This is a genomic window from Shewanella jiangmenensis (assembly GCF_018596335.1).
Lineage (GTDB): Bacteria > Pseudomonadota > Gammaproteobacteria > Enterobacterales > Shewanellaceae > Shewanella > Shewanella jiangmenensis.
The window spans coordinates 574,657-589,431 of sequence record NZ_JAHEPS010000002.1 but is presented as its reverse complement, the minus strand read 5'-3'; the positions used below and the strand labels follow the sequence as shown (position 1 = coordinate 589,431).

Here is a 14,775-nt window from a genome sequence, read left to right as displayed (position 1 = left end):
AAGCGCTTGCTGTCACACCATGAAAAAACGGCCGGTTGGCCGTTTTTTTATACTCGTCAAACTCATTTGTCTTACTGCAGCGCCGGGTGCCTAAGCAGCATCACATCGCGGCGCGGGTAACTCCAGGACACCATAATGAGCTCGCGGCTGCCCGGGATCCACGCCATGCTTTCCTGCCTGCTGATGCTGTTGGGAGGCAGATTGATAATGGCGCGACTTTCGCCTGAGTTAAAGTCGTAGAAGCTTAGCAGGGTCGATGCAGAATTGGGCGCACGGTAAAACACCCCGTCTTCAGTCACAGTCCACACATAGCCATCCGTGAGCTGGCGCGATGACAGCAGCTGCTGCGGCTCTGCCGGTTTATCCCACGGCATCCGCCACAAGCCCCTCGGGCCATCGGCATAGGTAAAATACAGCCACTCCCCTTCCACCTGCATGCGGCGCACCTGCACCGGCGAAAACACCGCAGGCTCAGCGTTGTTGAAGTTAAAGCGGGTCAGGCCATCAAGGGTGCTTGCCATCAAAAAGCTGTCATCGCCACTCCACTCAGGCCGGCCATGGTTGATGTATGGCGACGCCAGCACCCGAATGCTGTTATCGCGGGTATCGAGCACATGCAGCTTGTTGCCCTCATGATTGGTGTCGGCGGCGACAAAGGCGATGCGGGTGCCATCGTGGGACCAGGCCGGCGATGCCGCCTGGCGCTTAAGCTCGGTGTGCATCTGGCGACGAGAGCCATCGGGAGCCGAGGTCCAGATTTCGTTGTAGCCCGACTCGTTCGACACAAACACCAGCCGGTTGGCGGCGGCCGAGTAGTCGACATAGCGCTGGCTGAAGTTTCCGTAAATCATCGGAAACGGCGCCTGCGCCACCTCGGCAAACGGCGGCACTGTCACCATCTGGCGATGGTTGTTGTAATGGTAAAACACCAGCTCATCGGAGTCGGGAATAAACCTTGGGTAGCTCAGGCCATCCACATGCAGCGGCGTTATCTCGCCGGTGTCGGTATCGAGCACAAAACCGTCGCGGTTGCCCGCTTCTTCGGTGCTGAACACCAGCCTTCTGCCGTCATCATGCCAGGACAGGCCACGGATATCTTCAATGCCCTGGGTCAGACGCCGCTCTGTGCCATCGCTCAGTGAGCGAAGGAATATGTCTTCCGAAATATCGCCAAAACGGCGGGCAATAGCGAGATAACGTCCATCGGGGCTGAAGCTGAAATCACGATCGCGGTAGGCGCAGTCACTGTCGCAGGATTGGCGCTGGGGCTTTGCATCCTCCTGGGTCAAATCCAGAAACATAATGCCGGTAGACGCATCTTCCGGCCCCTCACCTATATAAGCGAGGGTTTTGCCGTCCGGTGACAGGTCAATCGAGGCGGTGGCGCTGCTGCATTCAGTCAACGGCTGCAAATGACCGTCTTTCAATGTCAGGCGCATGATGCTGCAGCCCTTACCGGTTTGGCTTGGGAAATAGAGCGCCGTGCCATCAAGGGACCACACAGCGCGCAGCTCATCTGTCTCACTGGATGTCAGCTGCTTGGGGCTGGCGCTTGGATTATGCAGTTCAAGCTGAAACAGGCTGCCTTTTTTGCCGGGCTGCTGACCGCCATACACCAAAAAGCGGCCATCGGGCGACACGGCCGGAAAACGCTCCGAGCCACCATCGGCGGTGAGGCGCTCTATCCCGAACGGGCGATGCTGGGAGTCTGTGTACCAATGGTGGGCAATCAGTGCCACCAGCAGCGCCAGCGACAACAGCAAAATCGACACGCCGCGACCAAGGTTACGCACCTTCTGTTCAAGATCCTCTGTGGGATCTTCAGCGACGCGCTCAAACTGCGGCTCGATACAGAGCCGATACCCCGTCTTTCTGACGGTTTCAATCGCCTCTTCATCGCTCAGTTTGCCAAGGTGCTGACGCAGGTGCCAAATGGCATTGGTCAGGGCTTTTTCGCCCACATAGCCGTTGCCCTCCCAGATGTCGGTGATAAGCTCCTCGCGGGTCACCACCCGGGGGTAACGCTCAGCAAGGTAAGTGAGCACTTCAATAAACTTGGGCTGTAGGGTTACGCGCTGCACAGGTTCACTGGCCGTAGCAGCAAAACTCAGGCTGTTATCACTGGCATCCACCCGGCACATCCCCAGCTGGAATACATGATGTGTTGTCTCGGTCATAACTTGACTGTCCAAAAAATTATTACCGCCGGCAAACCTGACTTTGCCTCATGCGCTCTGGCGCCATTGTAAAAGCCATGTGAGTTTGATGACAATAGCTTTAGCCATTTCATCATTAATACAACTATTTGTTTATATAAGAAATAGATTTTAAATAGAGATATAAACAAGCAAGAAAAGAGCGCTGCTCGATTGCCGTGGCCGCCGACATTTTTTACAAAGCCAAATCACACCTATAACAACCTATACCAATAGAGACAGGCAATTGCATGCATCCACTCAATGAGTCACAAAAACCGTCCGCGGCAGTTCGCGCGCAGGCGACAGCAGCGCGGCCGCACGCCTCGGCACGTGAAGCTTGCAGCGCCTTATCTATATCTCAAAGTCACGCTTACTCAAGGGTGTTAAAGCAGGATACAGGCCGAAGCCACTTAAGCTTTGCTGCTAAAAACAGCTTGATACTTATGCCATTTATGCTGCTGACGCTGCTGTTTTTGATGTCCGCCCATGGCGCCGAGCTGAGCCGCCCGGATAAGCCCGACGCTTTTGCCAATAGCACTTTTATGAAGCAGGCGGCCTCAGTCAGCGCCTCAACCCCGGCACCTCAGATGCCGGATGGCTACCAATTGCCACCCACAGCCTATGTGCAAATGGTTGATGCCAGCAAGGATACCAAGGTGCAGCTGTCGCCGGACAGTAAGTGGTTGCTTCTCGCCAACCAGAGGGCCAATGCGTCACTCAACGAACTTGCAAGACCGCTGATGAAACTTGGCGGCAGCGAAATCGATACCCTGACCGACTTACCCAAGGACCCGGGCCCCATCTACCAAAGCCTTAAACTTATCAGCAGTGATGGCAAGCGCAGCATCGCAGTAGCGGGTATCGGGCAACTGATGCCCTATATCGCGCCGCGGTTTTCGCCAGACAGTCAAAGCCTTAGCCTGATAAGCCTGGCAAGTGAGCGGCCGGTGCTGCATTTTATCGATATCCCCAAAGGAGCGATTCAGGCCGTCCCTGCCGCGCGGCTTAATTTCAGCCTGGGGGTGAATTATGCGTGGCTGCCAGACAGCAGTGCCGTTGTCGCTGGTATCGATACCAGTGCGCCCAAAATAAGCTCAGTACTGCCGCCGCCAACCATCAAAGAAAGCACGCCAGCGCAGGGCAGCCGTCGTACCCACGCCAATCTGCTTAAAAATCCGCTCGATGCCTCACTGTTTGAGGCGCAGATTATGGCAACGCCAAGCCTTATCGACCGACATGGCAAGGTAACAGCGCTGACTGAGCCGAGCGCGCTTAAAGACATTTCCCCCTCCCCCGATGGCGCGCATCTCCTCATCGTAAGCCTGGATAAGCCCTATTCACTGCGCGTGGGTTATCGCGGTTTTCCCAAGCGGGTGCAGGTTATTTCCTTGAAGGACTCAACGCTTAAGTTTGAGCAGCACCTTGCCGGCGCCGACAACGAAAACGAAGATGATGACAATCCAGCGCCCAAACCCCGCCTGTGGCAGTGGTCGCCCAAGGGCGAGCTGGTGTGGGCCCAAAGCCATGAATTTACTGACGATAAAGGCAAGACGCGCTGGCGCGACCGGATTTGGACGCTCGCACCGCCATTTGATACAGAGCCTGTGCAACTTACCGAGGTGAAGTGGCCTATCATCGACCTTGATTGGCGCGACGATAACGGCATTCTTATCACCCAGAAAAAGCGTTCGGTGCAGGAAGTCAGGGTAAGTCTTTACTTACCGGCCAGCGACTCAGCAGCAGCTGACACGCTTGTGATTGATGCGCAAATCAACAAACAGCCATCCCAAAGCAATAACCAGCAAGCCCAAAGCGATGCCAACCCAGGCCTTAAGGATTGGTATCAAATCAGCAGCCGCGATACCTACCAGCGCCCCGGCACCCTGCACCGGGTACGCCAGGGCGGCACGTCGGTTATCGCCACCCGCGATGGTACCATGATCCATTATGGCGAAGGCCACTCAGATGACGGCATGCGCCCCTTTGTACGTCAAAGCGCCCCCGGCGCTGACAGCAAGACATTGTGGCAAAGCCCGCTGGATGCGCTCGAGCAGGTCGAGGCAATTCTCGCCCTTGAGCCGCTGACCCTGCTGGTCAAACGCGAAACACCCCACGAGCCACCAGCGCTTTATCTAGTGCGGCCTAACCAGCATCAACGCAAGCACGAAAGCCAGAATCAGACTCAGACTCAGACCCAGACTCAGACTCAGGCTCAGGCTCAGACTCAGAGCGAGAGCGAGAGCCGCCAGTTGATTGCCCCCCTTGCCCGTCGCCAACTCCTTGCTGAAAACAGCAGCCGCGAACTCATTCGCTTCGAGCGCGCCGATGGCCAGAAGTTATCTGGCACCCTGCATCTGCCACCCGGCTATAAAAAGAGTGATGGCCCCTTGCCGGTGCTTATCTGGGCCTATCCGCGGGAATACAACAGCACAGATGTCGCCGCGCAAATCAGCCACAGCCCACTTGAGTATCCTGGCATAAGTCCGCTCAGTGCCCAGGCCATGCTCGCCGGCGGTATAGCCGTGTTCGACAAGGTATCGATGCCGATTATCGGCAGTAAGGATAACCCCGCCAACGACAGCTTTTTACCGCAGCTGATTGCCAACGCCGAAGCCGCGGTGAAGGTACTGGTGGAGCGTGGCATCGCCGCGCCGGATAAAATCGCCATTGGCGGCCATTCGTATGGCGCCTTTATGACGGTTAACCTGCTGGCCCACACCGATTTATTTGCCGCCGGCATTGCCCGCAGCGGCGCCTATAACCGCAGTCTCACGCCCTTTGGTTTCCAGAATGAGCGGCGCAATTACTGGCAGGCGCAGCAGCTGTATCAGGGCATGTCGCCCTTTAATTACGCCGATAAAATCCGCGCGCCGCTGCTGCTTATCCACGGCGAGGCCGACACCAACCCGGGTACCAACCCCATTCAGTCGGCAAGGCTGTTTGATGCGGTATCAAGCCTTGGCGGCCAGGTCCGGCTGGTGAACCTGCCCTTTGAAGGTCACAGCTACAAGGCCCGGGAATCTCTGCTGCATTTGCTGTGGGAGCAGGATAATTGGCTTAAAACCCACCTAAGCGGCCAGCAAAAACCACTGACCAGCGTAGAGAAAGATACAATTAAGCACTGATTTTCATCGCAATTAGTCGTAAATCCATCTTCTGGTTGATATCTAAGCAGCAGCAGGCAGCGCCATGATAAATAGCCGGAAGGAGGTATCCCACAGGGATCCGGCACGTGCGCTCAATAACAAGTTCCGCGGCTAAGCCCGGATCAGAGGATGACTTGCGATGAACATGACACAAAAAATGCTGGCCGAGTTTCTCGGCACACTGTGGTTGGTACTGGGCGGCTGCGGCAGCGCCGTGTTGGCGGCGGCGTTTCCGGAGCTAGGAATTGGCTTTGTAGGGGTATCACTGGCGTTCGGCCTGACAGTGCTGACCATGGCCTTTGCCATCGGCCATATTTCTGGCTGCCACTTAAACCCGGCTGTTTCATTTGGCCTGTGGGCCGGCGGCCGTTTTCCTGCCAGTGAACTGCTGCCTTATATTGCGGCGCAGGTAACAGGCGCCATTGCCGGTGCCGGTATTCTGTACCTGATTGCCTCCGGCCAGGCAGGCTTCTCGCTCTCGGGCGGTTTTGCTTCCAACGGCTTTGCCGAGCACTCACCCGGCGGTTACAGCCTGACGGCGGTGCTGGTATGTGAAGTGGTTCTGACGGCGTTTTTCCTGTTGATTATCCTTGGCGCCACCGATAAACGCGCGCCGGCGGGTTTTGCCCCCATCGCCATCGGCCTTGGCCTGACCCTTATTCACCTTATCAGCATTCCTGTGTCCAACACCTCGGTAAACCCAGCCCGCTCCACCGGCCCTGCGCTGTTTGTGGGTGACTGGGCCGTGTCACAGCTGTGGGTGTTCTGGGTGGCACCCATTGTCGGTGCGATTATTGCCGGCATCATCTATCGCAGCTTTGAAAGCCGCGACTGAGCATTTTGAGCGTTACGCCAAAAGTGAAAAGAGCCGCACTGCGGCTCTTTTCACTTTTGGGCCGCCGTTTTATCGCGCACACCGGGCGCTCACCGAGGCGCTCATGATTTAAGCGCCTTTTTCCCGTCGGCAACAAGTGGTACCATGCCGCCAATTAATGCCGTGCTCTGGCACGCAACTTGTCCCTCCCAAGAGAGTTTATTGATGAGCAAGAAAACCCTGGCGCAAATCACCGCCATGACCCCGGAAGCGCGTTACGACTATCTGGTGGAAGAAGTCAAAGCCAACCAGGAGATCTGGACCCTGCAGGACGTCGATGGCTGCGTAATGCTGACCACCGAAGATGAAGACTGCATCCCGATGTGGCCAAGTGAAGAAGCCGCTGCCCAGTGGGCCGTGGATGAATGGAAAGACTGTGAGCCGCTGTCTATTCCGCTGGACGAATGGCTGGAGCGCTGGGTTACCGGCATGGAAGACGATGAACTGCTGGTTGCCGTGTTCCCGGTACAGGACGATCTGGGTGTGGTGGTTCCGCCCTGGGATCTGGAAGGCCGTATCAAACCCAAGACCCGTCATTAATCTGAGGTAGTCATGGCTCAAGACCCTACCCAGAATAAGACTCAGGCTGATGAGCCAACACTGGCATCAGCCGCAACAGAGCAAACGGCCGTAGCTGAGCAAGCGGGCACGGCGGCAAAAAGCCCCATGCCCAAGCGCCTGATAGCACTGATGCTGCTGTATACCCTGGCATCGGTCAGTGGTTTGGTGGCCAAGCAGGGCGTGCTCTTTTGCCTGCTGACGCTGCTGATGGTGCTGGCGGTATTTGCGCGCCAAAAGGCCGGATTGTGGTTTTTGCGCGGCTATACCCTGGTGCAGCTTGGCATGTTCAGCATGCTGCCCTTTATTCTGGATCAGGGTGAGAACGTGGCGACCGGCCCCAACACACTGAAGCTGGGCTCACTGCAAATTGAAGCCTCGGATCACACCATTTTTGGAGTGCTTATCCTCTTTGGTGCGCTGCAGGTACTCTTGGTGTTTACCCCAAAAGTTGGCCGCTTTTTTACCCGCGATCCCAACTTTAATATCATGAGCTGATACCGGCTTCGCTATGCTTTGCTAAACAGCTGCTCTGTTAAACAACTGCTCTATTAAACAACTGCTCTGTTAAACAACTGCTCTGTTAAACAAAAAACCGCCCTTGGGCGGTTTTTTTGATTGCTGCATGCTCAGTTCGTTTAACGGCCAACATGGATCGTTCAACGGCCAACATGCCTGCACACAGGAGCAAGCGAAAGGCTTACACCGAGAAGCTGGCGCCACAGCCACAGGTCGTGGTGGCGTTGGGGTTCTTCACGAAGAAACGTGAACCTTCCAGACCCGAGGTGTAGTCTACTTCGCCACCCATCAGGTATTGCAGGCTCATTGGGTCAACCACCAGCTGTACGCCCTGTTTTTCCACGGTGAAATCACCCTCGTTTACCTTTTCATCAAAGGTAAAACCATATTGGAAACCCGAGCAACCGCCACCGGTCACATAAACACGCAGCTTCAGGGCCTCATTCTGCTCTTCATCCAGCAGCGCTTTGACCTTGGCAGCAGCGGCATCGGTGAATGTGATGGGCATGGCTACGTCAGCTTGTTCAGACATTACTACCTCGTACTTCAGATTACTGCGCGGAATTATCCGTTACCTGACTGTTTTGTTCAAGTATTATACCGGGTTCTTTTGCCTCGCCTGTGAGCCTTGGCAGGCTGAAGCTTTGCTCGGCCGAAGCCGCCTGATTGTGCTTGCTTTTGGCCACTTTCAAGCGGGCCTTGATGGAGGTTAACTGAAAGTCCGCCGGCAAGGAGATCGGGGTTTCCAGCACCTGATAATAACGGAAATCAAAGTCTTCCAGCTTGCCACCCACTTCGGCAAGTTTGTATTCCTGCTTGCTGCCATCCTTGTTGAACCCCTGCAGGCTGACATCAAGCGCCCCGTGTATATTCTGCTTTTTCTTTTGCAGCTGGGTCAGGATCACTTTGATTTTTTGCTGGCCGTCGCTGCCAAAAGGCAACAGCTCCATGCCGTGAATGGTCACGCCCTCGGCGCTCTCGTTGGGGGCCACTACCGCCTTGTAAAACGACAGCTCCCGCTCCAGCTCACGCTGTTTGGCCGCCTGCTCGGCGAACATTTTCTGCATTTGCGCGTTGGCTTCTTTTTCCACCGCGATTTCAAGATTGCGACTGGCCACCAGCTGCGACTGGACTTTAAGCTCTTCGGTCAGACGCTTTACCTTGCCGCCGCCGAGGTTCAGCACCGGCTGATCCAGCGACAAGGTCAGATGGTAGCTGAGGGCGCCGAGCAAAAAAGCGACCAGCATCAATAAACACAAATACCAGCTCGAAGGACGGAATTTACGCTCCATCACTTGCAGCCGATCGAGCCAACGATGATAATTCGCCATTGAATAACAGCCCCTTAGTAAAATCATCCCTGCAATTTTCGCTGGGATTTATCCGGACGGGGCAGAATAGCAGCTAAGGCATGGCCAAGGCCAGTACCCAAAGCCAGGGGCATAATTCAGGCATGAAATTCAAAAGCCGGCTGGATGCTTTCAGGCGTCTTGCCAAGGGCTACCTGCACACCACTCTCAGAGACAAACTGTCCCAGGCACGGGTCAGCACCCAGCTGTGTGCGCTTGCGCTGTGCTTTGCGCTTATTGCTTCTGTGGTCATTATTCTGTTCAGATTGCTGCTTGAAGGTGCCAACAGCGTCACCGGCATTGAACAGATGGATATCCACGATGTGGTATACGACTGGCGGGCGCTGCTGCCGCTTTTGGGGGCGCTGCTGATTTGGCTGGTGGCGACCTTAGGCTCCAAACGTTACCGGCGCATGGGTATCGCCTACGTGCTGCACCGCTACAAACTCCACTACGGCAAAATTCCGCTGCAATCGGCGGCCGGACAATTTTTTCAGGCGCTGATTGCACTTGCCAGCAACTTCTCGGTCGGCCGCGAAGGCCCGGCCATTCACCTTGGCGCGGTAAGCGCGAGTGTCCTTGCCGAAAAATTCAAACTGCCCGACAACAGTGTGCGCATCATGTGCGCCAGTGGCATCGCGGCCGGTATCGCCGCTACCTTTAACGCCCCCCTTGCCGCCGTGGTGTTTGTGTTTGAGGTCATAGTTCGCGAATACAAGCTGCACTACTTCTTCCCCATCATGATTTCGGCCATTTGCGGCGCCGTGACCAGCCAACTGGTGTTTGGCAATATTCACGAGTACGACAGCATTCAGGTAATACGTATTCCGCTGGACCATTACCCCTTGCTGCTGCTTGGCGGCCTTGGGCTCGGTGTGGCAGCGGCGGCCTTTAACTGGACGCTGCTTAAGGTGACTGCCACCGGTCAGCACTGGCCGCTCATCATTCGTCTGCTGATTGCAGGCAGTGTGACCACCATTATCGGTATCGCCCTGCCCCAGTCGCTGGGCTCCGGCGATCTCGCCATTAACGCCGTGATTGCCGACAACCCAGAGCTTTTGCTGCTGATTGCGGTCTTGATTGGCAAAATGGTGGCCACCATCGCCGCCATTGGCCTTGGCATTCCCGGCGGACTTATCGGCCCGCTCTACGGCATCGGCGCGCTGCTTGGCGGCATTCTGGCGCTTATCAGTGCCATGCTGTTCCCCTCTATCGCGCCTTATGTGGGGCTTTACACCGTGATTGGCATGACCGCCATGATGGGCGTGTGCCTGAGTGCGCCGCTGGCGGCGCTGGTGGCGCTATTGGAGCTTACCAACGATGCGGCCATTATTCTGCCCGCCATGTTCGTGACCATTCCGGCGTATCTTGTCGCCTATCAGTGGCTTAGGGCTGACTCGATTTTACTGCGTCAGCTCGACATCATGGGGCTTGGCTACAAGGTGCCACCACTCAATCAAGGGCTGCAACTCCTTGGGGTGCGGGCACTGATGAACCGCCGTTTTGTGGTGGTCAAAAACGATGACGCCCTGCTGCTTGAAGTGCTCAAACGCGCCGAAGGGCGCCCTGTGCTGGTGCGCGGCGATGAGGGCGACATTCAAATGCTGCGCCTGGAGATGCACTCCTTTGACGACACAACGACCTTGTCGCGCCAGCCAATGCAAGGCCTGCCGGACAGCGCCACCCTGGATGAGGTCTACAGCCTGCTGTCGCCCAAACGCACCGGCGAGGTGTATATCTATCAGGGCAGCCGCGACAATCTGGTCGGGGTGATAAGTTGGTCCAATCTGCAGCAGGAGATCCGCTCAGGCCAGCTGTAACGCCTGCCACACAGGTTTACCGGACAAAAGGCGGGGAATTTTCCCTGCGGCATTTCAATGGGGCGGCCCTTCTGCTATAGTTGCGCCTCAGCCAAACCCTACGAAACCCAGGGCCGAAAAGGTAGTTTACCGCTTCGCCCCACAGCATTTGGAAAGCCGGCTGATGACTCAGTTCAAGGGATCTCACATCCTCTCCGTAAACCAGTTCGATCTGGACTCTATCCACACCATTTTCAGTGTTGCCGAACGTATGACGCCCTATGCGCTGCGGGAAAAACGTACCCGCGTGCTGGATGGTGCGATTTTGGGCAACCTGTTTTTTGAGCCCAGCACCCGTACCCGGGTGAGCTTTGGCTGCGCCTTTAACCTGCTGGGCGGCCGGGTGGCTGAAACCGTAGGCATGGCCGCCTCCTCACTCTCCAAGGGCGAATCGCTGTACGACACCGCCAGGGTGCTGTCGACCTACTCTGACGTGATTGCCATGCGTCACCCCGATGCCTATTCAGTGCGTGAATTTGCCGAGGGCAGCCGGGTACCGGTAATTAACGGCGGCGACGGCCCCAACGAGCACCCGACCCAGGCACTGCTGGATTTGTTCACCATCCAGAAGGAACTCGGCCACGCCGGTCGCGGCATCGACGGTATGCACATCGCCATGGTGGGCGACCTTAAGTTTGGCCGCACCGTGCACTCGCTGTCGCGTATGCTGTGCCTGTACAAGAACGTCAGCTTCACTCTGATTTCGCCAAAAGAACTGGCAATGCCCGATTATGTGATTGCTGACATTGAAAATGCCGGTCACAAGGTCACAATAACCGATCAGCTGGAAGGCAATCTGGACCAGGCCGATATTCTGTACCTGACCCGTATTCAGGAAGAGCGCTTCCCATCACAGGAAGAGGCCAACAAGTATCGCGGTAAGTTCCGCCTCAACCGCAGCATCTATACCCAGCACTGCAAATCCAACACAGTGATCATGCATCCGCTGCCACGGGACTCCCGCGCCCAGGCCAACGAGCTGGATAATGATTTGAACAGCCACCCGAATCTGGCCATCTTCCGCCAGGCCGACAACGGGCTGCTCATCCGCATGGCGCTGTTTGCTCTGACCCTTGGGGTAGATGAGCAGCTGGAACAATACGAGTGTCCGGTTAACTGGTATTCACGCAAGGCTGACTTCTAAGCGTCGGCCACTGACTTAAAGGATCTGTGTACATGACCCGTTCTGAAACCTTGTTTGAACAGGCTAAAAAATCCATTCCCGGCGGCGTAAACTCGCCGGTGCGCGCCTTCAATGGCGTGGGCGGTACTCCACGTTTTATCGACAAAGCCGATGGCGCTTACATCTATGATGCCGACGGCAAGGCCTATATCGACTACGTAGGCTCCTGGGGTCCGATGATCCTGGGCCACAACCATCCTGCTATCCGCGAGGCGGTGATCAACGCCGTTCACAATGGTTTGTCTTTCGGCGCGCCGACTGAACTTGAAGTCACCATGGCCGAAAAAGTCATTGCCATGGTGCCATCCATGGATCAGGTGCGTATGGTGAGTTCAGGCACTGAAGCCACCATGAGCGCCATCCGTCTGGCCCGTGGTTACACCAAGCGCGACAAAATCCTTAAGTTTGAAGGCTGCTACCACGGCCACGCCGACTGTCTGCTGGTAAAAGCAGGTTCTGGCGCCCTGACTCTGGGTCAGCCAAGCTCCCCGGGTATTCCTGAAGACTTCGCCAAGCACACTCTCACTGCTGTTTATAACGACCTTGAGTCCGTGCAGTCGTTCTTCGACCAGTATCCTGAAGATATCGCCTGTATCATCATCGAGCCGGTTGCCGGCAACATGAACTGTATCCCGCCTGTGCCAGGCTTCCTTGAAGGCCTGCGCGCCATCTGTGACAAGTACGGCGCCCTCTTTATCATCGATGAAGTAATGACTGGTTTCCGGGTCTCCAAGAGCGGCGCTCAGGGCCACTATGGCGTAACGCCGGACCTCACCACCCTGGGTAAGGTCATCGGCGGCGGTATGCCGGTTGGTGCCTTTGGCGGCAAAAAAGAAGTAATGCAGTATCTGGCACCGGCAGGCCCTGTGTATCAGGCAGGCACCCTGTCAGGTAACCCGATTGCCATGAGCGCGGGGCTCGCGCAGCTCGACGCCCTGTGCGCCGACGGCCTGTATGAAGAGCTGGCGGCCAAGTCCAAACGCATCGCCGAAGGCTTCAAGGCCGCAGCCGACAAGCACGGCATCCCGATGGCCATCAACTACGTTGGCGGCATGTTCGGCTTCTTCTTCACCGCCGAGCAGCACATCACCCGCTTTGAGCAGGTGACCCGCTGCAACATGGATCAGTTCCGTGCCTTCTACCACGGCATGCTCGATGAGGGCGTGTATCTGGCTCCGAGCGCCTACGAGGCAGGCTTCCTGTCCATGGCACACGGCGACAAAGAAATCGAAGAGACGCTGGCCGCCGCCGACCGCGTACTGGCACGGATGAAGTAAGCTGCCATAATCCCATATCGCTGACCGGTTAACCTTGCCGGTCGAAGGGTAAAAAGGACGCATCTGCGTCCTTTTGTTTTTTACGCGCTGCAGGGTTAGCGTACGGCTTTCGGTTATTAACGAGCCATTGAAAAATATTTAAAAAAACCACCACAAGTCTGCCCCAGCAGATCTTTCCGGGCAGGATTAGACCGCGCACGAATTATTAGTCGATTCAACTGCATCCAAATCAAATTGCAGCATCTATCACCATTAAATCCCCAACCCTGAGTGATCGGGATCACGACTTATAGACGAATTGTCTAGTGCGTAACGGTTGCGTTCTCACCACGGTTATGGTCTGATCCGCACGCCCTCGGCGGCGTTATCACAGCCGGCTTAATCATTCCTTGATTGAAGCTTGCTAAACGGCCGGTTATCTGCGGCCAAAACAACAACCGGAATCAGCAGTAGGACGTGCGTCTATGCTCCATACCTTTCTGATCATATTGGCGATATTGGCACTGCTCAGTATCATCTTTGAAGAAGTTACTCACCTCAATAAAGCCAAAACCACCCTGTTTTTAGGCTGTATCTCCTGGGTCGTGCTGTTTATTGCCGCCGGCACCGGCGAGCATCGGGAACTGGTTTCCCATCAGCTCAATGAAAACCTGCTGGAAATTGCGACCCTGTGGCTGTTTTTGATGTCGACCATGACCTTTGTGGCCTACCTCAACGCCAAAGGGATGATCCAGATTATGGTGCAGAAGATCTTCCCACAACGGGTCTCTGTGCGCTTACTGATGATCCAGGTTGCCCTGTTTGCCCTGCTGCTGTCGGCCTTCTGTGATAACGTGACCGCGACTCTGGTGTCCCTCGGGCTGCTGACCACCTTCAAGCTGGACAAAAACCTGCGTCGTCGCATGGCAGTATTGATCATTTTCGCGGTGAACTCCGGCGGTGTGGCCCTTATCACAGGTGACGTAACCACCCTGATGATCTTCCTCTCCGGCCATGTGCATATTTCTGAGCTGCTGCTGCTGTTTATCCCTGCGGCCTCCAGCGTGCTCTTGCTTGCCATGCTGTTCTCGATGAACGCCAAGGGTATAGTGAGCACCACCCCAATCAACCGCGCCTATCAGCCGATTGATATCGCCATTGCACTGATTTTCTTCGCTACCATCATCATGACCATGGTGCTGAACGTGATGTTCGGTATTCCGCCGGTGCTGACCTTCCTTACAGGTTTGTCGGTGATGTTCCTGGTCGGTCACACCATTCGTAACGACAAAGAAGAAATCCGTATCCTCGAGTACATACGTCAGGTGGAATACGACACCCTGCTGTTCTTCCTCGGGATCCTGCTGCTTGTTGGTATGCTTAAAGAAATCGGCACCCTGGAGCTGCTGACCCAGGTGTACGCCATGCACGACCCCAATATCTCCAACTTCTTCACCGGTATGGGCTCGGCGCTGATTGATAACGTGCCGCTGACTGCCGCGCTGCTGAAAGCAGAGCCTGTGCTGACCACCCCTGAGTGGCTCGGTCTGACCTACGCCGTGGGTGTGGGTGGTTCGCTGCTGGTGATTGGTTCTGCCGCCGGTATCGTGGCCATGAGCAAGGTAAAGGAGCTGACCTTCGTGTCTTATCTTAAGTACCTGCCATCACTGTTCCTGTCCTACGCAGTGGGCTACGGCCTGACCGTGTTTTTGGCCGGCTACTTCTATCCGGCTGCGGGCTAAGTTAGGCTACTGTAGCAGAATGAAAAAAGGCGCTTGATGCGCCTTTTTTGTTGCTGATGGGAAGCCTGACTGCGTTAACGTCGCCCCTTAA

Annotated in this window: 11 protein-coding genes; 8 read left to right on the top strand and 3 right to left on the bottom strand. The window is 55.9% G+C overall.

The features are described 5' to 3' along the window. Positions 1–71: 71 nt before the first annotated feature. Positions 72–2,177, bottom strand: a complete 2,106-nt coding sequence (locus tag KJI95_RS08020; protein ID WP_214506653.1) for a winged helix-turn-helix domain-containing protein — start codon at positions 2,175–2,177, stop codon at positions 72–74. Between the two features lie 464 nt (positions 2,178–2,641). On the opposite strand from KJI95_RS08020, the gene KJI95_RS08015 reads away from it, so the two are divergent. The 4 genes from KJI95_RS08015 to KJI95_RS08000 all read left to right on the top strand — a co-directional run bounded on the left by KJI95_RS08015 (position 2,642) and on the right by KJI95_RS08000 (position 7,274). Next, positions 2,642–5,323 carry an alpha/beta hydrolase family protein gene (locus KJI95_RS08015; protein ID WP_214506652.1) on the top strand — a complete coding sequence of 894 codons (2,682 nt, stop codon included), beginning with the start codon at positions 2,642–2,644 and terminating at the stop codon, positions 5,321–5,323. A gap of 160 nt (positions 5,324–5,483) precedes the next feature. Then, entirely contained in the window at positions 5,484–6,179 is a 696-nt protein-coding gene (gene aqpZ, locus KJI95_RS08010; protein ID WP_214506651.1) for an aquaporin Z, read from the top strand. A 204-nt stretch (positions 6,180–6,383) separates the two neighbouring features. Then, positions 6,384–6,758, top strand: coding sequence for a DUF2750 domain-containing protein (locus KJI95_RS08005; protein ID WP_214506650.1), 375 nt, complete (start codon positions 6,384–6,386; stop codon positions 6,756–6,758). A gap of 12 nt (positions 6,759–6,770) precedes the next feature. Continuing rightward, positions 6,771–7,274, top strand: a complete 504-nt coding sequence (locus KJI95_RS08000) for a hypothetical protein (protein ID WP_432653786.1) — start codon at positions 6,771–6,773, stop codon at positions 7,272–7,274. Between the two features lie 202 nt (positions 7,275–7,476). Here KJI95_RS08000 and erpA read toward each other — a convergent pair whose 3' ends face one another. After that, positions 7,477–7,827, bottom strand: coding sequence for an iron-sulfur cluster insertion protein ErpA (gene erpA, locus KJI95_RS07995; RefSeq protein WP_214506649.1), 351 nt, complete (start codon positions 7,825–7,827; stop codon positions 7,477–7,479). Between the two features lie 19 nt (positions 7,828–7,846). Continuing rightward, a complete protein-coding gene (locus KJI95_RS07990) occupies positions 7,847–8,626 on the bottom strand; it encodes a DUF6776 family protein (protein WP_214506648.1) in 780 nt (259 codons plus the stop codon). Positions 8,627–8,748: 122 nt separating this feature from the next. Here KJI95_RS07990 and KJI95_RS07985 point away from each other — a divergent pair, with 122 nt between their 5' ends. The 4 genes from KJI95_RS07985 to nhaD all read left to right on the top strand — a co-directional run bounded on the left by KJI95_RS07985 (position 8,749) and on the right by nhaD (position 14,684). Further along, positions 8,749–10,464: a chloride channel protein gene (locus KJI95_RS07985; RefSeq protein WP_214506647.1), complete on the top strand. Its 1,716-nt coding sequence runs from the start codon at positions 8,749–8,751 to the stop codon at positions 10,462–10,464. Positions 10,465–10,627: 163 nt separating this feature from the next. Continuing rightward, entirely contained in the window at positions 10,628–11,647 is a 1,020-nt protein-coding gene (locus KJI95_RS07980) for an aspartate carbamoyltransferase (RefSeq protein WP_214506646.1), read from the top strand. A 32-nt stretch (positions 11,648–11,679) separates the two neighbouring features. After that, complete coding sequence (gene hemL / locus KJI95_RS07975; protein WP_214506645.1) at positions 11,680–12,963, top strand: glutamate-1-semialdehyde 2,1-aminomutase; 1,284 nt, start codon at positions 11,680–11,682, stop codon at positions 12,961–12,963. Positions 12,964–13,427: 464 nt separating this feature from the next. Then, positions 13,428–14,684, top strand: coding sequence for a sodium:proton antiporter NhaD (nhaD, locus tag KJI95_RS07970; protein ID WP_214506644.1), 1,257 nt, complete (start codon positions 13,428–13,430; stop codon positions 14,682–14,684). The last annotated feature ends 91 nt before the right edge of the window (positions 14,685–14,775 follow it).